The organism is Mesorhizobium sp. M0478, assembly GCF_040321305.1.
Taxonomy (GTDB): domain Bacteria; phylum Pseudomonadota; class Alphaproteobacteria; order Rhizobiales; family Rhizobiaceae; genus Mesorhizobium.
Window position 1 is genome coordinate 36,082 of sequence record NZ_JAMYRH010000022.1, and the last position, 23,946, is coordinate 60,027.

Genomic DNA, 23,946 nt, shown 5'->3' on the forward strand with positions numbered 1-23,946 from the left:
AAAGGGGAATTAAACCATGGGTTTGAGAGAGACTCTTTGCGTTTCGATGCTGGTCGCTGCGTCGCCCGCATCCGCCGCCGAGGACTTCATCAAGGGCGTTTACCTCCAGACCCAGGAGCTTTGCGCGCAAGCCAAAAAGGACACGCTGCAGACGCTGATTGACACCGGCAATGTCATCTTGTCGGCGGACGGCCTGCAAAGCGTCGAGTATAATTGCGAGTTCGTCCAGGTCACCAAGGCGACGCGCTCGCCGAGCTGGGCGGTCACTGCCATCTGCCAGGAGCCGGGCTTTCTCTTTCCCGATATACTGTCGATCACGCAGATGAACGCGACCCAAATCGACATCGTCTCGGTGCGCCCGACCGCCGACGAAGGCGAGCAGGCCGGCAATGGCGGCAGCTATTATCTGTGCGAGGGTGTATCGCTGCCCTAGGCTGAAATGCCGCCCTGGCATGAACGGGCTCTATCCCCAAGCACGATCGATGTTGCGCGGCACGCGCCACGCCGCTATAGCGCCATCTGGTTTTCCCAAAGGCTAAAGACATGTCCGTTGATCTGCAAACTGTGAAGCGCGTCGCGCGTCTCGCCCGCATTGCGGTGAGCGAGGAGGATGCCGAGCGCATGACCGGCGAGCTGAACGCCATTCTGGGCTTTGTCGAGCAGCTGAACGAGGTCGATGTCTCCGGCGTCGAACCGATGACATCGGTGACCCCGATGGAGATGAAGAAGCGCCAAGACATCGTCACCGACGGCAACAAGGCTGCCGATATCGTCGCCAACGCGCCGGCCACTGACGAGAATTTCTTCCTCGTGCCGAAGGTCGTGGAGTAGCTGGCCGATGGCAATCGAGATCGCCGTCGAAACGCCGCTGCAGGACGATGTCCGCGCTTTGGTCGAGGAGCTCAACGCGACGCTGCTCGAACTGACGCCGCCGGAGCATTGCTACCATCTGACGGTCGAGCAGATGGCTGGCGACGACACCACCGTGTTCATCGCCCGCGACGACGGGCAAGCCATCGGTTGCGGCGCGCTGAAGCGCCATGATGCCCGCGTCGGTGAGGTCAAGCGTATGTACACGCGGCCTTCGCATCGGGGCAGGAAGATCGGCGCCAAGATCGTCGAACATGTCGAAACGCTGGCGCGCAGCGAAGGGCTGAAGCGTCTGGTGCTGGAAACCGGCGACCGCCATCCCGCCGCCTGGACCGTCTATGAACGCGCCGGCTTCTCGCGCTGCGGGCCGGTGCTGGATTATCCCGATTCCGAGTGGTCGGTGTTTTACGAAAAGAGCCTTTGATGAGCGAACTGACCCATCTGACAATTTCGCAGGCGCGCGCCAAGCTGCGCGCCAAGGAGATTTCTGCCGTCGAAATCACCGAGGCCTATCTCGGTGCCATCGAGCGCGCCAATCCGGTGCTCAATGCCTACATCGTCGTCACCGGCGACAAGGCGCGCGATATGGCCAAAGCTTCCGACGCCAGGCTCGCCAAGGGCCAGGGCGGTGCGCTGGAAGGCATCCCGCTCGGCATCAAGGACCTGTTCGGCACCGAAGGTATCCACACCCAGGCCTGCAGCCATGTGCTGGACGGCTTCAAGCCGCGCTACGAATCGACCGTCACCGCCAATCTGTGGGCAGACGGCGCCGTCATGCTGGGCAAGCTTAACATGGACGAGTTCGCCATGGGCTCGTCCAACGAGACCTCCTATTACGGCCCTGTCGTCAATCCGTGGCGGCGTTCGCGCCTCGACACGGTGGTGATGCCGACCACGCATCAGGGCGATGGCGGTTTCGTTTCGGCCGGCGGCACCAAGACCGCGCGCACGCTGGACAATGCCCAACTGGTGCCCGGCGGCTCCTCGGGGGGCTCGGCTTCCGCCGTCTCGGCTTTCCTGTGCGCCGGCGCCACCGCCACCGACACCGGCGGCTCGATCCGCCAGCCAGCCGCCTTCACCGGCACCGTCGGCATCAAGCCGACCTATGGCCGCTGCTCGCGCTGGGGCATCGTCGCCTTCGCTTCGTCGCTCGATCAGGCCGGCCCGATCGCCCGGGACGTGCGCGATGCCGCGATCATGCTGAAGTCCATGGCCTCGGTCGACCCCAAGGACACCACTTCCGTCGACCGGCCGGTGCCGGATTACGAGGCGGCGATCGGCAAACCGATCAGGGGCATGAAGGTCGGCATTCCCCGGGAATACCGCGTCGACGGCATGCCGGAAGAGATCGAGGCGCTGTGGCAGAAGGGCATTGCCTGGCTCAGGGATGCCGGCGCCGAGATCGTCGACATCTCGCTGCCGCACACCAAATACGCTTTGCCGGCTTATTATATCGTTGCGCCCGCCGAAGCGTCATCCAATCTGGCGCGCTATGACGGCGTCCGCTACGGCCTGCGCGTGCCGGGCCAGGACATTGTCGACATGTACGAAAAGACCCGAGCCGCCGGGTTCGGTCGGGAGGTCAAGCGTCGCATCATGATCGGCACCTATGTGCTGTCGGCGGGCTATTACGATGCCTACTATCTGCAGGCGCAGAAGGTGCGCAATTTGATCAAGCGCGACTTCGAGACGGTTTTTGCCGACGGCGTCGACGTCATCCTGACGCCGGCGACGCCGTCGGCCGCCTTCGGCATCGCTGACGAGGACATGGCCGCCGATCCGGTGAAAATGTACCTCAACGACATTTTCACGGTGACCGTGAACATGGCCGGACTGCCGGGCATTGCCGTGCCTGCCGGCCTCGATGCCAAGGGCCTGCCGCTCGGCCTGCAGCTGATTGGCCGTCCCTTCGACGAGGAAACCCTGTTCCAGACAGCCGCCGTCATCGAGCAGGCGGCGGGAACCTTCCAGCCGGAGAAGTGGTGGTAGCATGCCGCCTCCGTCTCGCATTTCCATCGTCGAGACGGGAAACGAACTGCTGATCACGAACCCGCCACGCACCTCGGATTTCAGGACAGTCTTTGTCCTGATCGGGGCCGCGATCGTCGCCTACACCGGCTACATGGGATTGACGGATATGTCGTCCGCAACGCTCACCAGCGGCACGCTCGGCCTGCTGTCCTTCGTGGCGGTCATTGCCCTCTTCACCTATTTCCTGGGCAAGGATTTCATCTGGCGGGTGTTCGGCAGGGAAACCCTGCGGCTGACCGACACTGCAGCCGTGCGCTCGGTGAGGGGTTCCTTGCGAAATCGGTGGTCACTGCCTTTGAAAGGGCATCTTAGGGTCGAAATCCTCGACCATACCTATCCCACGGACGAAGTGGGACTGTCGGAAGTCATCAGCTTGACCAACGCGAACGGCGTCCTTGTTTTCGGCAGGGAGTTAAGCCGCCTCGAAGCGGAAGCGGTAGCGAGTGCGGTCGAGCACTTCACCGGCCGTCACAATTTGAGCTGGAGATAGGCAGGCAATGTTCTTCTATCTCTCCAAGGTATTCTGGTTCTTCGTCCAACCACTCAACCTGGCGATCTTCCTGCTGCTTGCCGGCTTGCTCGCGGCGCTGATCGGCCGCCGGCGATTGGCGGCGACGGGCAGTGTGTTCGCCTTCCTGATTCTGGCGCTGTCGGCCTGGACGTCGCTTGGCGCCATGATGCTCAATCCGCTCGAAGAGCGCTTCCCAAAGCCGCCGCTGCCGCGGAAGGTCGACGGCATTGTCGTGCTCGGCGGCGGCTTCGAGGGCGCCATCAACTTGGCGCGCGGCGGCTATGAGCTGAATTCCGGCGGCGACCGCATGGTCGAGGCGGCGATCCTTGCCCGGCGCTTTCCCGAGGCGAAAGTGGTTATCTCGGGCGGCACCGGTGAACTGTTCATCGATGGCGAGGGGGATGCGGCCACCGCGCCGCGGCTGCTCGGTGCGCTTGGCGTCGACGCCGATCGCCTGATGCTCGAGAGCAAATCCCGCAACACCTATGAGAATGCCGTCTTCACCAAGGAACTGGTAACGCCGAAATCGGGCGAAACCTGGCTGCTGGTGACCTCCGCCTTCCACATGCCGCGCGCCAAGGCGCTGTTCGACAAGGCCGGCTTTCACACGGTCCCGTGGCCGGTCGACTATCGCACCTCGGGCAAGGAAGGCTTTGGCCTGTTTCGCGACAACGCACCCGATTCGCTGCAGACCACGACCGTGGCGATCCGCGAGTGGATCGGGCTCGCCGCCTATTGGCTGTCGGGCCGGATCGACCAGCTTTTCCCCGGCCCGGGCGGCTGACCGATCACGGCTTGCCTTGCGGCGGAAAAGAACTGACGCCGCACCAGCACTGCCAGTAGCAGCAGCGTCGACAGCACGAACACGATCGGGTCGACGAACCAGCCGAGATAGCCGATCGAGAAGAACACCGCGCGCAGGCCTGAATTGAAATGCTTGCCGGCCAGCATGTTCATGCGCGCCGCGCGCCACACCGCCGTTTCGCTGACCGGGTTGCGTGACGCCTCGCCATAGGGGATCGGCACCGCGCCGATCAGGATCGTGCAGTAGTTGAAGAGACGGTAGGCCCAGCCGAACTTGAAGAAGGCGAAGGCCAGGATCAGCACCAGGCCAAAGACCTTGATCTGAAAGGCGGAGCGCGATGAGGTCGCGTTCAACGGCAGGTCGTTCAGCACGGCAAGGACCTGATCCGAGGCGCCAAGCAGCGCGAAACAGCCACCGAGCGCAATCAGCGAACTGGAGGCGAAAAAGGCGGTGCCTTGCTGCAGGCCGCTCATGATGGCGGTGTCGACGATGCGGATTTCGCGCTCGGCCATGGTGCGCATCCAAGCCTCGCGCTGCACGTTCATGGCCATCGTCAACGACACCCGGCTGACCAGTCTGCCGTCGGACGCCAGCGTATGCAGCAACCATGCGAGCAGGAAGAAAGCCAGCGCCGCCAGATCAGCCGTCGACAGATGGAAGGAATCGCCCATGCCGCCTTTTACCACAGGCAAAGCGGTCAGTTCGATGCTCCAATGCATGCGCCCAGAGGTGAGCTGCGGTTCTGGGACAACGACATGCATTGAAACAAGAACTTAAAGCGCGTCGCATGAATCCGTTTCAGCGCGACACGCTTTCAGCCGGTGATGTCGCTGCCGGAGCAAACAAGGTCGGCAGGTGCAGCGCCGCAATCCGCAAAACAGCACAAACATCATGGAAAGTCCTATATGTAGGTCTTGATCCCATTCCCGGAGACGGCGCAGCGTGTTTCTTTCGGTTTTCGACCTGTTCAAGATCGGCGTCGGACCGTCGAGTTCGCACACGATGGGACCGATGACAGCGGCGCGGCGGTTTCTCGACGAGATCGCCGGAGACGACTGGCCGCGCCCGGCCGGCGCGAAAGTTGATCGTCTGGGCGCCAGCCTGCACGGTTCGCTCGCCTATACCGGTATCGGCCATGGCTCGGATCGCGCCGTTGTCCTCGGCCTTGCTGGCCTGACACCGCAGACGGTCGATCCCGATCAGGCCGAAGGCATCGCCACGCGCATCGCCGCCGAGAAGCGGATATCGCCACACGGCCATCCCTCCTATCGCTTCGACCCGGCGACGGATCTGGTGCTCGACCGCAAGACGCCGCTCACCGGCCACGCCAACGGCATGGCTTTCTACGCTTACGATGCCGGCGACCGGCTGCTGCTCAAGCGCATCTATTATTCCATCGGCGGCGGCTTCGTGGTGTCCGAGGAAGAGCTGCAGCGGATGAAGGTCAAGGGCTCGGTGACCACAGAAGGCAAGAAGGTGCCCTATCCCTTCAAGAACGCCGTCGAGATGCTGAAGATGGCAGGCAAAAGCGGCCTGTCTATCGCCGACATGAAGCGCGTCAATGAAGAGACGCATATGTCGCGCGAGGAGCTCGACAGCGGCCTTGATGCGATCTGGGGCGCCATGAAGGGCTGCATCGACCGCGGCCTGTCGCAGGACGGCATCATGCCGGGCGGGCTGAAAGTGCGCCGTCGTGCCCGCATGCTGCACGACAAGCTGCAGGAGCAATGGCAGCAGAACAAGCCCAACCCTTTGCTGGCCAATGACTGGCTGTCGATCTACGCCATGGCGGTGAACGAAGAGAACGCGGCCGGTGGACGCGTCGTCACCGCGCCCACCAATGGCGCGGCCGGCACATTGCCGGCGGTGCTGCGTTACTGGCTGCATTTCCACCCCGAGGCTGACCAGCCGAGCATCCGCGACTTCCTGCTCACGGCCGCCGCCGTCGGCGGCATCATCAAGACCAATGCCTCGATCTCCGGCGCCGAAGTCGGCTGCCAGGGCGAGGTCGGCTCGGCCTCGGCGATGGCTGCCGCGGGTCTCTGCGCCGTCATGGGCGGCACGCCCGAGCAGGTCGAGAACGCCGCCGAAATCGCGCTCGAACATCATCTCGGCATGACTTGCGATCCAGTCGGCGGTCTGGTCCAAGTGCCTTGCATCGAGCGCAACGCGCTCGGCGCCGTCAAGGCGGTCACCGCCGCCTCTCTGGCGATCAAAGGCGACGGCGTCCATTTCGTGCCGCTCGACGCCGCGATCGAAACAATGCGCCAGACGGGCCTCGACATGAACGAGAAGTACAAGGAAACCAGCCTTGGCGGGCTCGCCGTCAATGTCGTGGAATGCTGACCGCGCAACGCCACTGGCACTGTGGAGAAGTCGGGCAGGGCCGTTGACGCAATCGCGCGCCGGACTAAACCTTAAGCGATGGCACTCAATCTCCTAAAACTGTGCGTCGGTTGCGACAGCGTCGAGGACCTCGAAGAATGGATCGCCTTTCGCGTCGATGAGCGCCGCCGCGCCGGCGAACCCGCCGAGCACTGGCACACCACCCGCATGGTGCCGGCGCGCGGCGCCGAGGTGACCGATGGCGGTTCGCTTTATTGGGTGATCAAGGGCAGCGTGCAATGCCGCCAGCTGATCACTGATATCAGGCCCTTCACCGACGACGAAGGCATCGGCCGTTGCCGCCTGATGCTCGACCTCGACGTCGTGCGCACCGACTGGCAGCCGCGCCGCGCCTTCCAGGGCTGGCGTTATCTCAAACCTTCGGATGCGCCCGCAGATATCGGCAAGGGCAAGGCCGGAATGGTCGAGATGCCGCCGAAACTGAAGCGCGAGCTCGCCGATCTGGGCTTGCTGTAGAGCCAAGGGCGCGGCCGCTTCTCCCAGAGCGTCGAGCGCTGGCCCTTCATCTTGTCCAAGGCTGGACTTGCAAGGGAGCCGACAACGCCACATCTTGCTTCTTATGAGCGACAAGAAGCAGCGCGTGCCCGCAAGGGCCGATCCTGCGCCGGTCAAGCCTCAATCCAATGCCGGCGAGATCGACGCCTTCATCCGTCAGGCCCGGACGCTTGTCGCGACCGGCACGGGCCGGCTGATCCTTGCCCTCGACGCAACGATGAGCCGCCAGCCGACCTGGGATCTCGCCATCAAGCTGCAGGGCGAAATGTTCGACGCCGTCGGCAAGGCCGGCACCCTCAGCGTCCAACTGGCCTATTTTCGCGGGTTGGGCGAGTGCCGCTCGTCGGCTTTTGTCGCCGACACCAATGCCCTGAAGCAGCTGATGACGCGGATCGACTGCCGTGCCGGCCACACCCAGATCGGCAAGGTGCTGGCGCATGCGCTGAAGGAAACGGCGGCGGCCAAGGTCAATGCTCTGGTCTATATCGGCGACGCCATGGAAGAGGATATCGACGACCTGGCGCAGAAGGCCGGCAGCCTCGGTCTGCACGGCGTTCCCGTCTTCGTCTTCCAGGAAGGCCATGATCCCGGCGCAGAAAAGGCGTTCAAGGAGATTGCGCGGCTGTCCAAAGGGGCTTGGTTCCGATTTGATCGGCGGGCTGCCGCGACCTTGGCCGGGCTGCTTTCGGCGGTTGCCGTCTATGCGACGGGTGGATTGAAGGCGCTCGAGGCAAGGGACAGGCCGGGAGACCGGCTGCTGATCGAGCATCTCAGGGGCGGCGGGAATTGATGGGCGCTATCATTGCACTTGTTGCACTGTTTCTGGTGCTGCTCGGCGCGGCGACGATCTTTGTCCGCGCCGATGCGCAAAAACTGGCAAGCGGCATGCGCACGCTCGGGCCGGTGCTTCTGGCGCTGGTCGGGCTCGCCGTGCTGGTGGTCGGGCGCGAAGGCATTGCCGGCCTCATTCTGGCCGCGGCCCTTGCCTGGTACGGTTCGATGCGAATGAAGCGGCCGTCGGTCGGGCCGGCGCCCGGCAAGCGCTCGACGGTGCGGACCGCCGCACTGGAAATGGAGCTTGATCACGATACGGGCGGGCTTGAAGGCCTGGTTCTGGCCGGCCGCCATGAAGGCAAGATGCTGGGCGCGATGGGCCTGGCCGAGCTGCAGCAGCTTTACCGCGAACTCCCCGGCGACCCGGAGAGCCGCCAGCTCCTAGAGACGTATCTTGACGGCCGTTTTCCCGTCTGGCGCAAAGACGCTGAGGCGAACGGTGGCGAAGGGCTGGGTGTTGCGCCAGGTGCGGGCGCCATGACTAAGGAGGAGGCCTACAAGATCCTTGGTCTTGAAGCGGGGGCCGCCGCGGCGGATGTCCGCAAGGCGCACCGCCGCCTGATGCAGCGCCTGCACCCCGACATCGGCGGCACGTCTTTCCTGGCGGCGCGGATCAACGAAGCCAAGGACGTCTTGCTCTCCAATCACAACTAGTCTCCTTCGACGCAGTAAATTTCCGGGAGATGGTTCCGACGCCGCCCTACTGTTGGACGGCGTAGCAGGCGATTTTCTTTTTCTTCAGGGCATTGCAGGCATTCCAGGCCGCGTCCTTCGAGCGGAAGCCGCCGAACCGGGCGCGGTAATAGGTCTCGCCATCCTTTTCGAAGGCGACGGTGAAACCGGAAGCAGCCCCAAGAACTTTGGGCGCCAGCTTGGCGGTCTTGTCGAGGAAAGCCTGGGCTTCGGACTGCTTGGGCGACGACGCCACCTGCACCGCCCAACCAGCCGGCACCGAGGCCGTGTTGACCGGGTCGACCGCCTGTGGGGATACAGGCGTGGGTTCGGCATAGGCAGCCACAATCTGCGCAGTTTCGACCTTCGGCGCCGTCACGATGACGGTCTTGACCTTCCTGGTCTTGACGACGGGGGCGGGCTCTTCGACCGCGGCCACCGTCTGTTCGTCGGCAGACTGGCCTTCAGCAGACTGCTCGTCAGCGGATGTCGGATCGTCATTGGACGCTACGGGATCGTCTTCAACGATCGGCTTGCCATCCGGCGTCGGCGCGTCATGCTTGGGCAGGAAGACCTTGGCCAGCGCCTTGACCGGATTGTCACCGCCGGCCTTGGCGACCAGGGCGCCGCCGCCGCGGGTCGATGCGCGCGGCATGTAGGCGTTGATCAGGCCGGCCATCTGGTTGTCGCGGCTGCGCCCCGAAGTGCCGCCCATGACGACGGCGACGAGGCGGCGGTTGCCATCCGAAACCGACGAGACGAGGTTGAAGCCGGAGGCGCGGGTATAGCCGGTCTTGATGCCGTCGACGCCCTTGATGCGGCCGAGCAGACGGTTGTGGCCATTGATGCGCTGGCGGCCGTAAAGGAAGGAGCGCTGCGAGAAATAGCCGTAATACTGCGGAAAATGTTCCCTGAGCGATATGCCGAGCATCGCCATGTCGTGGGCGGTTGTGAACTGGCCGGGATCGGGCAGGCCGTTGGCATTGCGAAACACGGTGCCGTCCATGCCGAGCGCGCGCGCCTTGGCGGTCATCATGCGGGCGAAATTGCTTTCGCTGCCGCCAAGCAGTTCGCCGAGCGCGGTCGCCGAATCATTGGCCGACTTGGTCACCATCGACAGGATGGCGGTCTCGACCGAAACCGCTCCGCCCGCCTTGACGCCGAGCTTGGTCGGCGGTTCGGCCGCCGCTTTGGCCGAGAACGGCACGGGCGTGTTCCTGCTGATCCGGCCCTTCGCCATGGCCTCGAAGGTCAGATAGAGCGTCATCATCTTGGTCAGCGACGCCGGGTAGCGCCGGCCGTTGGCATCGGACGAATAAAGCACCTTGCCGGTCTTGGCGTCGACGACGATCGCCGAAGACCTGGCGGCCATCGAGGACGCGGCATCCGCAACGACAAATGACATCGCCAAAGCGAGGATCATGATCGTTTTGAGGGAAGATGCGGATTTTGAACCGAAGACCGACAACGCCTGACGCACTGATAGTTCCTTTGAAACTCATTGCCCTGGAGGCGGCAAAGGGATCCGACCTCACTTGTCGTCAAACTATCGCAGCCAGCGTTACCAATCCGTTTATGGTAACCGGCGCGTTCACCATTTTACTCGGGCTTGAGCCTTTCTTTATTCGAATTTTAGCTGTTGCCGGCGCAGCGCGGCCTGATGCCGCTGAAATCTTGACTTTTGTGCAGCGCACAATATATTCTCGTGCATTGCACAACCGCGCTCAGGCAAGGGCGCTTCAAAACGCCAAGGGAAACGTCAAATGACCCAGACCTACGAGGACTTCTCGAAATACGGCAAGGAGTTTGCCGATACCGGATTGAAGAGCTTCACCTCGCTCTCTAAGGGCGCGCAGGCGATCGCCACCGAAGCTGGCGAATACACCAAGAAGAGCTTCGAGGCCGGCAGCGCCGCGGTCGAAAAGCTGTTCTCCGCCAAGTCGCTGGAAAAGGCGGTCGAGATCCAGTCCGACTTCGCCAAGCAGAGCTATGAGAGCTTCGTCGCCGAGGCGACCAAGTTCGGCGATCTATATGCCGATCTCGCCAAGGAGGCTTACAAGCCCTTCGAATCGATTGTCGCCAAGGCGAAGTAATTTCGCTCGAGAATACCAGGCACGGCCTTTCGGGCTTGCAAAACAGACCCGGTCGCAGATGCGCGGCCGGGTTTTTTCATGCCTGTTTCAATTCCGGGGCTTTGGCGGTTCACGATTTTGAAAATCGCCTCGGTTTGCCCACCTAGCCATATTGTCAGCTAACAAGAAGGGCTTAAAATCGTCCATCGAACACCTACATATCGAACTCGCATGGGGATTCGAAAGAGGCAGGATTACGTGACTTCAGGTTTGACTGCCACAACAAGCGTGGTGCGGATGCAAAGTGACGGCGACGGCAATGAGGCCGGTCGCGGCACAGCCGTCATTACGCGCACCAAGACCAAGACCAAGAAGCCCAGCCTTTACAGGGTCCTCATCCTCAACGACGACTATACGCCCATGGAGTTCGTGGTTCACGTCCTGGAGCGTTTTTTTCAAAAGGACCGCGAAGCCGCCACACGCATCATGCTTCATGTTCACAATCATGGGGTGGGCGAGTGCGGGGTCTATACATTCGAGGTGGCCGAGACCAAAGTGTCTCAGGTCATGGATTTCGCCCGACAGAATCAGCATCCGCTGCAATGCGTGATGGAGAAGAAGTGAGGTAACATGCCGGCTTTCTCCCAAGGCCTGGAAAAGGCGCTTCACCAGGCGCTGACGCTCGCCAATGAGCGGCACCATGAATATGCAACCCTAGAACATCTGCTGCTCGCCCTCATCGACGACACCGAGGCGGCCGCCGTTATGCGCGCCTGCAACGTCGATCTGGACGAGCTGAAGCACACCGTTCTGACCTATATCGACACCGAACTCGACAATCTGGTCACCGGTTACGATGAGGATTCCAAGCCGACCGCCGGCTTCCAGCGCGTCATCCAGCGCGCCGTGATCCATGTACAGTCATCCGGCCGCGAGGAAGTGTCCGGCGCCAACGTGCTCGTCGCCATCTTTGCCGAGCGCGAGAGCCATGCCGCTTATTTCCTGCAGGAACAGCAGATGACCCGCTACGACGCGGTCAACTACATCTCGCACGGCATCGCCAAGCGCCCCGGCGCATCGGAGACGCGCTCGCCGCGCGGCGCCGATGACGAGCAGGGCGGCCCGAACGGCGCCGAGCCGCAGGAGGAAGGCGGCAAGAAGAAGCAGCAGCAGGATGCGCTGACGGCTTATTGCGTCAACCTCAACAACAAGGCCAAGGCCGGCAAGATCGATCCGCTGATCGGCCGCGAGAGCGAAATCAACCGCACCATCCAGGTGCTGTGCCGCCGTTCCAAGAACAACCCGCTCTATGTCGGCGATCCCGGCGTTGGCAAGACGGCGATTGCCGAAGGCCTGGCCAAGCGCATCGTTGAAGGCGATGTGCCCGAAGTGCTGCAGGACGCCACCATCTTCGCGCTCGACATGGGCACGCTGTTGGCCGGCACGCGCTATCGCGGCGATTTCGAAGAGCGGCTGAAGCAGGTCGTCAAGGAGCTCGAGGATTATCCAGGCGCCGTGCTGTTCATCGACGAGATCCACACCGTCATCGGCGCCGGTGCGACGTCCGGCGGCGCGATGGATGCGTCGAACCTGTTGAAGCCGGCGCTGTCTTCGGGTGCCATCCGCTGCATCGGCTCGACCACTTACAAGGAGTTCCGCCAGTTCTTCGAGAAGGACCGCGCTCTGGTGCGGCGCTTCCAGAAGATCGACGTCAACGAGCCGACCATCGAGGACGCCATCGAGATCATGAAGGGCCTCAAGCCCTATTATGAGGAATTCCACAAGGTGAAGTTCACCAACGAGGCGATCAAGGCTTCGGTGGAACTGTCGGCCCGCTACATCAACGACCGCAAGCTGCCGGACAAGGCGATCGACGTGATCGACGAGACCGGCGCCTCGCAGATGCTGGTGCCGGAAGCCAAGCGCAAGAAGACGATCGGCATCAAGGAGATCGAAGCCACGATCGCCACGATGGCCCGCATCCCGCCGAAGACGGTTTCGGCCGACGACGAGAAGGTGCTGCAAGGCCTCGACATCGAGCTGAAGCGCGTCGTCTATGGCCAGGACACCGCCATCACCGCGCTGACCTCGGCAATCAAGCTGGCGCGTGCCGGCCTGCGCGAACCGGAAAAGCCGATCGGCTCCTACCTGTTCTCAGGCCCGACCGGCGTCGGCAAGACCGAAGTCGCCAAGCAGTTGGCTGCCTCGCTCGGCGTCGAGCTGATCCGCTTCGACATGTCGGAATATATGGAACGCCACACCGTTTCGCGGCTGATCGGCGCGCCTCCCGGCTATGTCGGCTTCGACCAAGGCGGCTTGTTGACCGACGGCGTCGACCAGCATCCGCACTGCGTGCTCTTGCTGGATGAGGTCGAGAAGGCGCATCCGGACCTGTTCAACATCCTGTTGCAGGTCATGGACCACGGCAAGCTGACCGACCACAACGGCAAGCAGATCGACTTCCGCAATGTCATCCTTATCATGACCACCAATGCGGGCGCATCCGATGCGCAGCGCGCGGCGATCGGTTTCGGATCGACCAAGCGCGAAGGCGACGATGTCGAGGCCATCAACCGGTTGTTCACGCCGGAGTTCCGCAACCGTCTCGATGCGATCATCCCGTTCGGCTCGCTGCCGGTGCCGGTCATCCATCAGGTGGTGCAGAAGTTCGTCATGCAGCTCGAGGCCCAGCTCTCCGAGCGGGGCGTCACCTTCGACCTTTCGCCGGACGCGATCGCCTGGCTGGCCGACAAGGGCTACGATGAACGCATGGGTGCGCGGCCGCTCGGCCGGGTCATCCAGGAGCACATCAAGAAGCCGTTGGCCGACGAGGTGCTGTTCGGCAAGCTCAAGAAGGGCGGCACGGTGCGCGTCACCGTCGAGAAGAAGGAAACCGGCGAAACCGGCCTGAAGCTCGAATCACTGGCCGACGAAGCCCCGGTGCAGCCGAAGCAGGAGCCGGAAGAGACGCCGAAAGCCCGCAAGGCAGTGGCCAAGAAGCCCGTCGCCAAGAAGGCGGTGGCGCAGAAGCCTCAGCCCAAGGGCAAGGACGAGCCTGAGCCCAAGGGCAAGGATGGCGGCAAGCGCAGCCTGGTGCCGCAACTGCCGCGCAAGAGCTGAAAGGTTCGCCTATGAAGGGCCCGGTGACGGGCCCTTTTTTCATTGGCTGGCCGGTTTGCCGACACAGCGCCCCTGCTTTTCAGGGCAGATGTTGTTAGGTCAGGCGGCGACGCCCTCGGGTGCAAACTTGCCCAGGAAGTACCCGCACGCCTTCCAGATGGCGATCGAGATCAGAACGCTCGCATAGCCATCCACGGCGCGGCAGCTGCTTCTACCAACGGCTCTGATGTCGCAACCGAATGTTCCCCGATTTTGAAAACCCAAACGCATCCCGGTACGGCGCGCGTTATCACGGGTGGTTTGATATTTCCCTAACCGACGTAATGGATTGTGGCTGAGCTCATCGCCTTGAGGCGCACGCCACCTCAACCGTTCAGCGCTGCCCGGATCCTGGCCGCGTTCTCAGTCAGCACTTCGGGCTTCTCCATCTGTCCCGTATGCGGCTTGAGCGCGATGCCTTCGAACCGCGGGATGACATGGACATGCAGGTGGTAGACGGTCTGGCCAGACGCCGGTTCGTTGAACTGCAGGATGGTGACCCCGTCAGCGCCGAAAGCCTTTTTGACCGCCAGCGCCACCTTCTGGACCGTGGTGAACAGCCGGCCGAGCGTCGCCGGATCGGCATCGAGCAGATTGCGCGACGGTGCTTTGGGCACCACCAGCGTGTGACCGGGGCCTTGCGGCATCACATCCATGAAGGCGACCACGGCATCATCCTCGTAGACGCGGTGCGACGGGATTTCGCCGCGCAGGATCTTCGCGAAGATATTGCTGGGGTCGTAAGCCTCGGTCATGGCGGCGCTCCGGGAGTATGCTCCCGGTGTAGCGAAGCTGTCCCGGACCGGCAAGATGGTCCGGCGATATCGACAGGCGAGGGCAGGGCGGATCGCTATTCCTCAAGATCCTTGCGGAACGGCGTATGCTCTTCCAGAATTTCGCCCATCCGCTCGACCTCGCGCCGCTCACGCCGGAGATAATCGGCCACAGCATTGCGCAGGCCGGGATGTGCGATGTAGTGCGCCGAATGCATGGTCACGGGACGATAGCCGCGCGCCAGCTTGTGCTCACCCTGCGCGCCGGCCTCGACCACCTTCAGCTTACGCTCGATGGCGAAGTCGATGGCCTGATGGTAGCAAACTTCGAAATGCAGGAACGGGTGGTCCTCGATGCAGCCCCAATTGCGGCCGTAGAGCGCATCGGAGCCGATGAAGTTGATGGCGCCGGCGACATAGCGGCCATTGCGCTTGGCCATTACCAACAGGATATCCTGGGACATGCGCTCGCCGATCAGCGAGAAGAACTTGCGGTTGAGATAAGGCCGGCCCCATTTGCGGCTGCCGGTGTCCATATAGAAGGCGAAGAAATCGTCCCAGGCCCTTTCGGTCAGGTCCTTGCCGGTCAGCCGGTCGATCGAGATATCGTTGGCGAGCGCCTCGCGCCGCTCCTTCTTCATCGCCTTGCGCTTGCGCGATGCCAGCGTGGCGAGGAAATCGTCATAGGTCGAAAAGCCTTCGTTGAAGAAGTGGAACTGCTGGTCGGTGCGGTGCAGGAAGCCGGCTGCTTCCAGCGTTGCAACGTCGCTTTCACTGGCGAAGGTGACATGCGCGGAGGACACGCCGAGCTTTTCCGTCACCGCCTTCAGGCCCGCTGCGAGACCGGCCTTCACAATGGCGCTGTCCTCGCCCTTGCTGACCAGCAGGCGAGGGCCGGTGACCGGAGAGAACGGCACGGCGCATTGCAGTTTCGGATAGTAGTTGCCGCCGGCGCGTTCGAACGCATCGGACCAGCCGTGGTCGAAGACATATTCGCCCTGGCTGTGCGATTTGAGATAGCAGGGCACGGCGCCCAGCAATCTGCCTTGGGCATTTTCCAGTCTGAGATGATGACCTTGCCAGCCGGTACGCCGCACGGCGCAGCCGGAATCTTCAAGCGCGCTCAGAAAAGCATATGAAACGAGAGGGTTATAGCCATTTTCTGTGTCGCTGCGGGTTGTGCCGGTAAAGCCGTTCCACTCGTCGCAGGTGAAGGCATTGATGCCGGCGGCGACGCGGATGGAAAACTCCGCATTCGCCGTTTGCCCGTCGCCTTCATCACCCTGATCCATGGGGCCTATTTAAGCTCTGTCGGGGCCGCTACAAGTCACGTTTCAGGCACTTCCATCAGGCGACACTGACAGATCGGGTTCGAACCCTTCGAACGTCATCTGGTCGGCGTATTTGAAAGTGAGATCCACCGCCGGCTGGTCATGCACCGTCCAGGTGATGACAGGCATTTTAAGCCTTTCGCGCACGAAGCTGACGAACGGGTTCGGCAGATCGCCCGCGGCATAGGAGGTGAAGGCGAGGTCATGTGCCAGCATGGCAAAATGCGCCTCGATCAACTGATTGTCCCTGCCGTAGGCGGTCAGCCCACCCGGAATGCCAGGCGCATCCCTAGGGAAGTCGCGGACCAGCCAGTGGTCGAACGACATGATCGCCGCCTTGCCCTTGTAGCGCTCCAGCATCTTGCCGACGCTTGCCACCAAGCCCTCGTCGTAACCGGGCACACCCTTCAGTTCGACAATCATCGGCACACGGCCGTCGACCAGGTCGAGCGCTTCTTGCAGTGTCGGCACATGGTCCTTGGTGCCGCCGATCCTGAGCGCCGCCAGTTCCGCTGCCGTGCGCTGCCAGACAAAGCCGTCCTGGCCGGTCAGCCGCTTGAGGTCGCCGTCATGGATGATGACGGGAACGCGGTCGGATGAGAGGTGCACGTCGCATTCGATCGCATAGCCGCGCTCGGCGGCAGCAGCGAAGGCCGACAGCGTGTTTTCCCAGCGCGTCTTGTTCATGTCGTGAAAGCCGCGATGCGCCACCGGCCGGGCGGTCAGCCAGGAAAGGTCGGTCATTGTCTTGGTCCTGCTCATGCGACCTCGAAGACGGCTTCGATTTCCACTGCGGCATTAAGCGGCAGACAGGCGGTGCCGACGGCGGAGCGGGCATGCTTGCCGCGCTCGCCAAGGGCCGCGACCAGGAAATCGGAGGCGCCATTGGCGACCAGATGCTGCTCGACGAAATCCGGCACTGATGCAACAAAGACGGTGATCTTGACCAGCCGCTGGATTTTTTCGAGATCGCCAAGTGCTGCTTTTGCCTGCGCCAAGATGTTGATTGCACAGTACTTTGCGCCTTCCTTGCCGGTTGCCGTGTCGACGTCGCGGCCGAGCAGGCCGCTTGCCTGCAGCTTGCCGTCCTTGAGCGGCAACTGCCCGGCGGTGAACAAAAGATTGCCGGACCTGCAATAGGGCACATAGTTCGCGGCGGGCGCTGCGGCGGCAGGTATCGTCACGCCGAGATCGCTTAGCCGCTTTTCGATTGTTTCACTCATGGTATTTCCCTATTGCTTGGAGACGCCGCGCTGGCCGGGCCGAAATTGCTATTTTTGCCTCGCTTCCGCCACGACTTTTTTTAAGCTGGACCATCTTTACCTGCGGCCTGCCATCAGCTGCGACGATCGGAGCCCCTTATGCGCGCAACGCGCCTTGCCTTCCACGCCGTTCTCGTTCCGGTGCTGTTCTCGATGGCTCCGGCCTTTGCCGTGCCGGCGCTGCAGGCGCATCGCGCCGTCTACGATCTTACCCTCGACAAGGCGTCGGACCGCTCGGGCATCACCGGGATTTCCGGCCGCATGGTCTATGAGTTCAACGGCTCGCCCTGCGAGGGCTATACGGTAAAATTCCGTTTCGTCACCCAGATCGCCACCGGCGACAACACCAGGCTGACCGACCAGCAGACGACCACGTTCGAGGACGCCGAAGGCAAGACCTTCTCGTTCGTGACCAAATCCTTCGTCGACCAGAACCTAGACAAGGAGGTCAAAGGCACCGCCACAAAAGAGACCAAGGGCCTCAAGGTCGACATCGACAAGCCCGAGAAGAACAGCCTCGAACTCGCCGCCACCCAGTTCCCGACCCAGCATCTGGTCGAACTGATCGGCAAGGCCGAGAAGGGCGAGAATTTCTACGAAACCAGCCTGTTCGACGGTTCGGAGGATGCCAACAAGGTGATGACCACCACCGTCATCGTCGGCAAGAAGGCCGAGGGCGACAAGGCCGACCCCGAAGCGCCGGCGCTGGCCAAGCTTGCCGGCGACAAATACTGGCCGGTCGACATCGCCTATTTCGACGAGACCGACAAATCGGGCGAAGAGGTGCCGGAATACCGCATCAGCTTCAAGCTGCACGAGAACGGCATCACCCGCGACCTCACAATGGACTATGGCGAGTTCTCGATGACCGGAAAGCTGGTCAACCTGTCGCTGTTCGATCAGACCAAGCCTTGCCCGGTCTCGAAATAGCAACAATGCGGCGCTGGCCACGGCAGGCTTGATGGCAGTTCCCGATGGCGGTCTATGTCGATGCGGCGATCTGGAAATGGGCCGGCCATCGCTGGTGCCACCTGATGGCCGACGATACGGACGAACTGCATCGTTTCGCCGCCGAGCTTGGCGTCAAGCGTTCGTCCTACCAGGGGCCGCCCAGGACATCGGCGCCGCACTATGACATAACCGGCTTCGAGCGCGACCGGGCGGTGCGGCTCGGCGCCATCGAATGCAGCCGCGAGGAGATCGTTGCGATCTTCAGGCGCGTACGGGTACCCAACGGAAAGGGCCGATCGTGACGCTAACGGCATTCCTGGCTTATTGCCTTGCCATCACACTTGCCGCCGCCACGCCGGGACCGGCGATGTTCACGGTGATCACCAACGGCGTGGCACGCGGCTTCCTGCGTGCGTTCGTCGCCGGAATGGGCATTGCCGCCGGTGATGCCGTGCTGGTCACCCTGGCACTGCTCGGGCTGGTGGCGCTGGCCCAGACCTTCGAATGGGTGTTTCTCCTGTTGAAATACGCCGGTGCGGCCTACCTGATTTTCCTCGGCATCAAGATGTGGCGGGCCGCGGCCGCGCAATCGGCCGCGCAAGGAATCCCCCAAACCGGATTGTCGCGGTCGTTCCTGCTTGGCGCCTCCGTGGCGCTCGGCAACCCGAAGGCGATCCTGTTCCACGCCTCGATCATGCCGCTGATCCTCAACCTCGACACCATGACGTTTGCCGACGGCCTGCTGGTGGTGGCAGTCGTCGTCGGCGCCAATATTCTCACCATGGGCATCTACGCCGCGCTGGCGGGCAGGGCATCCGGCTGGCTCAGGACGCCCGAACGCATGCGGCTGATTAACCGGTTCGCCGGCAGCGCCATGATCGGCACCGGAGCGCTGATTGCCGCACGCTGAGCGATGAAGCACCTCACCGCTTGCGTTTGCAGCGCTTCCCCTCTATATGCGCGCTCATTCCACACACGGACTTTGGTGTCTGCCCGGGAGAAATCCGGCTGAAACCTCCGGTGGCGTTCGAGGACAAAGTCCAAAAATGCCTGTGTCCGTGGAGGCTAACCGGAAAAGGAACTAAGAATGGCACTGCCTGATTTCAGCATGCGCCAGCTTTTGGAAGCTGGCATTCACTTCGGCCACCAGACCCACCGCTGGAACCCGAAGATGGCGCCTTACATCTACGGCGCCCGCAACAACATCCACATCATCGACCTGTCGCAGACGGTGCCTTTGCTGCACCAGGCTCTGAAGCAGGTTTCCGACACCGTTGCCAAGGGCGGCCGCGTGCTGTTCGTCGGCACCAAGCGCCAGGCGTCCGACATCGTCGCCGACGCCGCACAGCGTTCGGCCCAATACTATGTCAACTCGCGTTGGCTCGGCGGCATGCTGACCAACTGGAAGACGATCTCGAATTCGATCCAGCGCCTGCGCAAGCTCGACGAGATGCTGGCCGGTGAGGCCCAGGGCCTGACCAAGAAGGAACGCCTGAACCTCGACCGCGAGCGCGAGAAGCTCGACAAGGCGCTCGGCGGTATCAAGGACATGGGCTCGACCCCCGACCTGATGTTCGTCATCGACACCAACAAGGAAGCGATCGCCATTCTCGAGGCCAAGCGCCTCGGCATTCCGGTCGTCGCCATCATCGATTCGAACTGCGATCCGGACAAGATCGACTTCCCGATCCCCGGTAATGACGACGCGGCGCGCGCCATCCAGCTCTATTGCGACCTGATCGCCAAGGCTGCCATCGACGGCATCGCCCGCCAGCAGGGCGCGCTCGGCGTCGACATCGGCGCCTCGGTCGAAGCTCCGGTCGAACCGGCGCTTGATCCGGCTCCGGCCCCGGCTGCGGACGCTCCGGAAGCTTGACAGTCGAAGGCCGGTTGCGGCCTTCATCATTCTCATATTTGGCACGCTAGACGGACGCATCACCGAGTACCGGTGGTGCGTCGGTGCATTTAAAACAAAGAGGCGACAATGAGCATTTCGGCTGCACAGGTCAAAGAACTCCGCGACTTGACCGGCGCGGGCATGATGGACTGCAAGGCGGCGTTGACCGAGACCAACGGCAACATCGAAGAGGCCGTCGACTGGCTGCGCAAGAAGGGCATTTCCAAGGCCGACAAGAAGGCTGGCCGTACTGCCGCCGAAGGCCTGATCGGCGTCGACTCCGGCGTCCGCGAGGCCGCCATCGTCGAGGTTAACTCCGAGACCGATTTCGTGGCCCGCAACGAGCAGTTCCAGGAGATCGTTCGCAATGTCGCCAAGGTCGCGCTTGCTTATGGCACGACGGAGGCTGTCTCTGCCGCAAAGTATCCGGGTTCGGACAAGTCGGTCACCGACACCATCAAGGACGCCGTTGGCACCATTGGCGAGAACATGAGCTTCCGCCGTTCGGCCAAGCTCACCGTCCCGCACGGTGCTGTCGCAACCTACGTCCACAATGCGGTTGCCGATGGTCTTGGCAAGCTCGGCGTTCTGGTCGCGATCGAGACGACGGGCAATGAGCATGCCGCCAACGCCTTTGGCCGCCAGGTCGCCATGCATGTCGCTGCCACCAACCCGCTGGCGTTGACCGCCGAGCAGATCGATCCGGCAGCGGTCGAGCGCGAGAAGGCGATCTTCGCCGACCAGGCGCGCCAGTCCGGCAAGCCGGAAGCGATCATCGAAAAGATGGTCGAAGGCCGCCTGCGCAAGTTCTACGAGGAAGTCGTGCTCCTCAAGCAGGCCTTCGTGCTCAATCCCGACATCACTGTCGAGCAGGCGCTGAAGGATGCCGAGAAGGACATCGGCGCTCCGGCCAAGATCTCCGCCTATCTGCGCTTTGCGCTGGGCGAAGGCATCGAAAAGGAAGAGACCGATTTCGCGGCGGAAGTCGCGGCGGCGGTGAAGAAGTAGTTTTAAAAATAGCCCCTAAAAGGGCTTCTCAGCTCAGGCAACTCGGCCGGGTGTCCGCAAGGATGCTCGGCCGATTTCTTGTGCGGTGTCGATGAAGGCCCTGAGCTTTGGCGCCGTCGACGCCCTGCGCGGGAAGTAAAGGAAGAGGCCGGGCTCCTCGATCGCCGTTTGCGGCAGGATCTGAACGAGGCGGCCGGCGGCCAATTCCGCGCGCACCAGCGGCTCGAACACATAGGTCAGCCCGACGCCGGCAAGCGCAAGGTCGATCGCGGCCAGCGAATCGGTGACGATGACCGTACCCTTCGTCTCGGCCACCACATCCTTGCCGTCCTCGGTCAGGTCCCAGCGATAGAGTGCGCCGGAGCGCACAAGCCGGTAGCCGATGCAATTGTGGTCCGAAAGATCCGCCACACCGCGCGGACGGCCATGCCGGCCGACATAGGCGGGGGAGGCGACGATCACGGCGTTGAATGGCGGCGTCAGCCGGACCGTGACCATGTCCTGTGCGATCATCTCGCCCAGCCGGATGCCGGCATCAAAACCCTCGCCGACAATGTCCACCAGCCCCTGGTCGGTGAGCAATTCGATGGTCACATCAGGATAGCGTTCAGCCATCGCGGCGGCCACGGGAGTGACGGCAAGTGGAACGGCGATGTTGGGAACGTTCAACCTGAGCAAGCCGGAGGGCCGGCCCTTGATGGCTCGGATGCGGTCCATCCGGTCGGCGATATCCTGGAGGGCAGGGGCTGCCGTGTCCACCAGCGCCTTGCCGGCTTCCGTCAGCGAGACGCTGCGCGTGGTGCGCGCAAACAGCGGCTGGCCGATCCGCTCCTCCACGAGGCGCACCGCATGGCTGACGGCAGATGGGGACATGCCCAGTTCGGCCGCGGCAAGCGCAAAGCCGCCGCGTCGGGCAACGGCGACGATGACAGGCAAATGACTGAGCAGATCCCGGTCCATTCATGCATGATATCGCATAGTCCTTGCGAACACTTCAATCTTCCCGATGCCGACAGGCTGACCCATATTGCCATCACCGATGCACAAAGGAGAAGAGAGATGGATGCCTTGAAACACGCTACCTTCGCCGCAGGCCTTGCCCTAGCGCCGGTCGATGCCGGCGGCGCCGAGCCGTCCGGTTGGCGCGCGCTCGCCGACGAACGCGCCGTCATCCGCATCGCCGACGCCATCGACCGTGCCGTCGATGCGCAGGACTGGAAGCTTGCCCGCTCCTATTTCGCCGAGCGTGTCACCGTCGACTTCAGCAGCCTGTCAGGACAGCCTGCCGCCACCATCCCCTCCGACAATCTGATCGGTACCTGGGCCGGCAACCTCAGGGGCAGCAAGACCAGCCTGCATCTGCGCACCAATCACCAGGTGATCTTTGAGGCGGACGCGGCGACCGTCTCTTCGAACGGCTATGCCTGGAACCGGATGGAAGGCAATGGCGACCCGCTGTGGGAAGTCTGGGGCACCTACGAGCACCATCTGGTTCGCTCCGGGACCGGCTGGAAAGTCGACGGCTTCGTTTTCCGCGCCACGCATGAGCGCGGCAATCCCTGGGTCAAGATGACGCCTGGCCAGTGAGCCGGCGTCAAGAAATCAGGATAGGAAAAACACCATGACCATGAGCTATTACACACTGGGCAACAGCGGCCTGCGCGTCAGCCGGCTGGCACTGGGCACCATGACCTTTGGCACCGAATGGGGCTGGGGCGCGGACAGGGAAACCGCGCGCGCCATGGCCGACGCCTATGTCGAGGCCGGCGGCAATTTCTTCGACACCGCCGACCTCTACACCGGCGGCACAGCCGAAACCTGGCTCGGCGAATTCATCGCCGAGCGAGGCTTGCGCGACAGAGCGGTGATCGCCACGAAATTCACCTTCAACGCGGAGCCCGGCAATCCGAACGCCGGCGGCAATGGCCGCAAGAACATCTTGCGCGCCGTGGACGCTTCCCTGAAGCGGTTGGGCACTGATTATATCGACCTCTACCTCCTCCATGTCTGGGACGGGCTGACGCCGGCCGAGGAGGTCATGCGCACGATGGATGATCTCGTGCGTGCGGGCAAAATTCGCCATGTCGGCCTGTCCGATGTGCCGGCCTGGTATGCTGCCCGCGCGCAGACGATCGCCGAGTGGCGCGGCTACGAGCCGGTGTCGGCCCTGCAGCTTGAATATTCGCTGGCGGAGCGTTCGATCGAAAATGAGTTCGTGCCCTTCGGCACCCGCCATGGCGCAGGAATCATGGTGTGGAGCCCGCTGGCCAGCGGGCTGCTCAGCGGCAAGTACCGGCCGACGCAGGAAGGCCATGCCGGCCGGCTCGACGGCTTTCGCAACACCACTCATCCGGGGTTCCAGAAGTTCACCGAGCGCAACTGGGCGATCGTGGCGGAGCTCGAAAAAGTTGCCGCCGAACTCGGACGCAGCATGGCGCAGGTCGCGCTCAACTGGGTGGCAACGCAACCGGGCATCGCCACCGTGATTCTTGGCGCCACCAAGCTGGCGCAGTTGCAGGACAATCTGGCGGCGTTGGATTTCACTTTACCCGCCGAGCTTCGCGCGCGGCTGGATACGGTCAGCAAGACACCGCCGCCATTCCCGTACGCCTATTTCGGTTCCGACATACAAGCCCGGGTTACCGGCGGCGCCGTGACCGGCGACAAGCCGTTGGGTTATGCGCCGCCGCTGCTGGTCGACGGCGACGCCGTCAGCATCACCAGCAACTGACGGGCCGCGACGGGAAGGCGGAATTGGGCGACGGGGGGGCGCGGGGCGACCGGCCGGCCGCGGGGGGTGTGAGGACGCCACACGCCCCCCGCCCCCCCCCCCCCCCCGCGGGCCGCGCCCGCCGCGCGACCCACCAAA

The 23,946-nt window shown here is 62.9% G+C and carries 28 protein-coding genes; 21 read left to right on the forward strand and 7 right to left on the reverse strand.

Going from position 1 to position 23,946, the window contains the following annotated elements; genetic code table 11:
• Positions 1 to 16: 16 nt before the first annotated feature.
• The 6 genes from NKI64_RS30790 (at position 17) to NKI64_RS30815 (ending at position 4,196) form a co-directional block, all read left to right on the forward strand.
• Entirely contained in the window at positions 17 to 433 is a 417-nt protein-coding gene (locus NKI64_RS30790) for a hypothetical protein (protein WP_023670998.1), read from the forward strand.
• A gap of 110 nt (positions 434 to 543) precedes the next feature.
• Positions 544 to 831 carry an Asp-tRNA(Asn)/Glu-tRNA(Gln) amidotransferase subunit GatC gene (gene gatC, locus NKI64_RS30795; RefSeq protein WP_023670999.1) on the forward strand — a complete coding sequence of 96 codons (288 nt, stop codon included), beginning with the start codon at positions 544 to 546 and terminating at the stop codon, positions 829 to 831.
• Between the two features lie 7 nt (positions 832 to 838).
• The gene (locus tag NKI64_RS30800) at positions 839 to 1,294 is read left to right on the forward strand and encodes a GNAT family N-acetyltransferase (RefSeq protein WP_023726661.1); all 456 of its coding nucleotides are present in this window, start codon (positions 839 to 841) and stop codon (positions 1,292 to 1,294) included.
• Positions 1,294 to 2,859 carry an amidase gene (locus NKI64_RS30805; protein ID WP_023693429.1) on the forward strand — a complete coding sequence of 522 codons (1,566 nt, stop codon included), beginning with the start codon at positions 1,294 to 1,296 and terminating at the stop codon, positions 2,857 to 2,859. Before NKI64_RS30800 ends, NKI64_RS30805 begins: the two co-directional genes overlap by 1 nt.
• 1 nt (position 2,860) lies before the next feature.
• The gene (locus NKI64_RS30810; protein ID WP_023671002.1) at positions 2,861 to 3,391 is read left to right on the forward strand and encodes a hypothetical protein; all 531 of its coding nucleotides are present in this window, start codon (positions 2,861 to 2,863) and stop codon (positions 3,389 to 3,391) included.
• Between the two features lie 7 nt (positions 3,392 to 3,398).
• Positions 3,399 to 4,196, forward strand: a complete 798-nt coding sequence (locus tag NKI64_RS30815) for a YdcF family protein (protein ID WP_023671003.1) — start codon at positions 3,399 to 3,401, stop codon at positions 4,194 to 4,196.
• Here the strand turns inward: NKI64_RS30815 and NKI64_RS30820 are convergent.
• The gene (locus tag NKI64_RS30820; protein WP_023671004.1) at positions 4,145 to 4,888 is read right to left on the reverse strand and encodes a DUF599 domain-containing protein; all 744 of its coding nucleotides are present in this window, start codon (positions 4,886 to 4,888) and stop codon (positions 4,145 to 4,147) included. The two genes, NKI64_RS30815 and NKI64_RS30820, sit on opposite strands and share 52 nt — an antisense overlap.
• Positions 4,889 to 5,159: 271 nt before the next feature.
• On the opposite strand from NKI64_RS30820, the gene NKI64_RS30825 reads away from it, so the two are divergent.
• From NKI64_RS30825 to NKI64_RS30840, 4 genes are all read left to right on the forward strand, one after another.
• Entirely contained in the window at positions 5,160 to 6,563 is a 1,404-nt protein-coding gene (locus NKI64_RS30825) for an L-serine ammonia-lyase (protein WP_023671005.1), read from the forward strand.
• Between the two features lie 78 nt (positions 6,564 to 6,641).
• Positions 6,642 to 7,079 (forward strand): DUF1489 family protein, encoded by a 438-nt coding sequence (locus tag NKI64_RS30830; RefSeq protein ID WP_023815779.1) that lies wholly within the window; start codon positions 6,642 to 6,644, stop codon positions 7,077 to 7,079.
• 103 nt (positions 7,080 to 7,182) lie between these two features.
• On the forward strand, positions 7,183 to 7,908 hold the full coding sequence (locus NKI64_RS30835) for a hypothetical protein (RefSeq protein WP_023693433.1): 726 nt from the start codon (positions 7,183 to 7,185) through the stop codon (positions 7,906 to 7,908).
• On the forward strand, positions 7,908 to 8,606 hold the full coding sequence (locus tag NKI64_RS30840; RefSeq protein WP_023700739.1) for a DnaJ domain-containing protein: 699 nt from the start codon (positions 7,908 to 7,910) through the stop codon (positions 8,604 to 8,606). The genes NKI64_RS30835 and NKI64_RS30840 overlap by 1 nt, the downstream gene beginning before the upstream one ends.
• Positions 8,607 to 8,652: 46 nt before the next feature.
• Here NKI64_RS30840 and NKI64_RS30845 read toward each other — a convergent pair whose 3' ends face one another.
• Positions 8,653 to 10,047: an SPOR domain-containing protein gene (locus tag NKI64_RS30845; RefSeq protein WP_502901413.1), complete on the reverse strand. Its 1,395-nt coding sequence runs from the start codon at positions 10,045 to 10,047 to the stop codon at positions 8,653 to 8,655.
• Positions 10,048 to 10,115: 68 nt separating this feature from the next.
• Here NKI64_RS30845 and NKI64_RS30850 point away from each other — a divergent pair, with 68 nt between their 5' ends.
• From NKI64_RS30850 to clpA, 4 genes are all read left to right on the forward strand, one after another.
• Entirely contained in the window at positions 10,116 to 10,391 is a 276-nt protein-coding gene (locus NKI64_RS30850) for a hypothetical protein (RefSeq protein ID WP_352671904.1), read from the forward strand.
• Positions 10,388 to 10,717: a phasin family protein gene (locus NKI64_RS30855; RefSeq protein WP_023671011.1), complete on the forward strand. Its 330-nt coding sequence runs from the start codon at positions 10,388 to 10,390 to the stop codon at positions 10,715 to 10,717. The genes NKI64_RS30850 and NKI64_RS30855 overlap by 4 nt, the downstream gene beginning before the upstream one ends.
• Positions 10,718 to 10,993: 276 nt before the next feature.
• Complete coding sequence (gene clpS / locus NKI64_RS30860) at positions 10,994 to 11,320, forward strand: ATP-dependent Clp protease adapter ClpS (RefSeq protein ID WP_023671012.1); 327 nt, start codon at positions 10,994 to 10,996, stop codon at positions 11,318 to 11,320.
• 6 nt (positions 11,321 to 11,326) lie between these two features.
• Positions 11,327 to 13,816, forward strand: a complete 2,490-nt coding sequence (gene clpA / locus NKI64_RS30865; protein WP_023693436.1) for an ATP-dependent Clp protease ATP-binding subunit ClpA — start codon at positions 11,327 to 11,329, stop codon at positions 13,814 to 13,816.
• A 365-nt stretch (positions 13,817 to 14,181) separates the two neighbouring features.
• Here the strand turns inward: clpA and NKI64_RS30870 are convergent, their stop codons facing one another.
• The 4 genes from NKI64_RS30870 to NKI64_RS30885 form a co-directional block, all read right to left on the reverse strand.
• A complete protein-coding gene (locus tag NKI64_RS30870) occupies positions 14,182 to 14,610 on the reverse strand; it encodes an HIT family protein (protein WP_023693438.1) in 429 nt (142 codons plus the stop codon).
• A 95-nt stretch (positions 14,611 to 14,705) separates the two neighbouring features.
• Positions 14,706 to 15,920: a GNAT family N-acetyltransferase gene (locus NKI64_RS30875; RefSeq protein WP_023693439.1), complete on the reverse strand. Its 1,215-nt coding sequence runs from the start codon at positions 15,918 to 15,920 to the stop codon at positions 14,706 to 14,708.
• Between the two features lie 42 nt (positions 15,921 to 15,962).
• The gene (locus NKI64_RS30880; RefSeq protein WP_023693440.1) at positions 15,963 to 16,703 is read right to left on the reverse strand and encodes a glycerophosphodiester phosphodiesterase; all 741 of its coding nucleotides are present in this window, start codon (positions 16,701 to 16,703) and stop codon (positions 15,963 to 15,965) included.
• 14 nt (positions 16,704 to 16,717) lie between these two features.
• A complete protein-coding gene (locus NKI64_RS30885) occupies positions 16,718 to 17,182 on the reverse strand; it encodes a RidA family protein (protein ID WP_023693441.1) in 465 nt (154 codons plus the stop codon).
• Between the two features lie 138 nt (positions 17,183 to 17,320).
• Here NKI64_RS30885 and NKI64_RS30890 point away from each other — a divergent pair, with 138 nt between their 5' ends.
• From NKI64_RS30890 to tsf, 5 genes are all read left to right on the forward strand, one after another.
• A complete protein-coding gene (locus tag NKI64_RS30890) occupies positions 17,321 to 18,151 on the forward strand; it encodes a cell envelope integrity EipB family protein (RefSeq protein ID WP_023671019.1) in 831 nt (276 codons plus the stop codon).
• 44 nt (positions 18,152 to 18,195) lie between these two features.
• Complete coding sequence (locus tag NKI64_RS30895; RefSeq protein ID WP_023671020.1) at positions 18,196 to 18,474, forward strand: DUF4031 domain-containing protein; 279 nt, start codon at positions 18,196 to 18,198, stop codon at positions 18,472 to 18,474.
• Entirely contained in the window at positions 18,471 to 19,082 is a 612-nt protein-coding gene (locus NKI64_RS30900; protein WP_023730120.1) for a LysE family translocator, read from the forward strand. The genes NKI64_RS30895 and NKI64_RS30900 overlap by 4 nt, the downstream gene beginning before the upstream one ends.
• 177 nt (positions 19,083 to 19,259) lie before the next feature.
• A complete protein-coding gene (rpsB, locus tag NKI64_RS30905) occupies positions 19,260 to 20,048 on the forward strand; it encodes a 30S ribosomal protein S2 (protein ID WP_023671022.1) in 789 nt (262 codons plus the stop codon).
• A 108-nt stretch (positions 20,049 to 20,156) separates the two neighbouring features.
• On the forward strand, positions 20,157 to 21,077 hold the full coding sequence (tsf, locus tag NKI64_RS30910) for a translation elongation factor Ts (RefSeq protein ID WP_023684688.1): 921 nt from the start codon (positions 20,157 to 20,159) through the stop codon (positions 21,075 to 21,077).
• Between the two features lie 33 nt (positions 21,078 to 21,110).
• On the opposite strand, the gene NKI64_RS30915 is transcribed toward tsf, so the two are convergent.
• Entirely contained in the window at positions 21,111 to 22,037 is a 927-nt protein-coding gene (locus NKI64_RS30915; protein ID WP_023684689.1) for a LysR family transcriptional regulator, read from the reverse strand.
• Positions 22,038 to 22,136: 99 nt separating this feature from the next.
• On the opposite strand from NKI64_RS30915, the gene NKI64_RS30920 reads away from it, so the two are divergent.
• Positions 22,137 to 22,664, forward strand: a complete 528-nt coding sequence (locus NKI64_RS30920) for a nuclear transport factor 2 family protein (protein ID WP_023734354.1) — start codon at positions 22,137 to 22,139, stop codon at positions 22,662 to 22,664.
• Between the two features lie 34 nt (positions 22,665 to 22,698).
• Positions 22,699 to 23,808, forward strand: a complete 1,110-nt coding sequence (locus NKI64_RS30925; protein ID WP_023730118.1) for an aldo/keto reductase — start codon at positions 22,699 to 22,701, stop codon at positions 23,806 to 23,808.
• Positions 23,809 to 23,946: the final 138 nt, after the last annotated feature.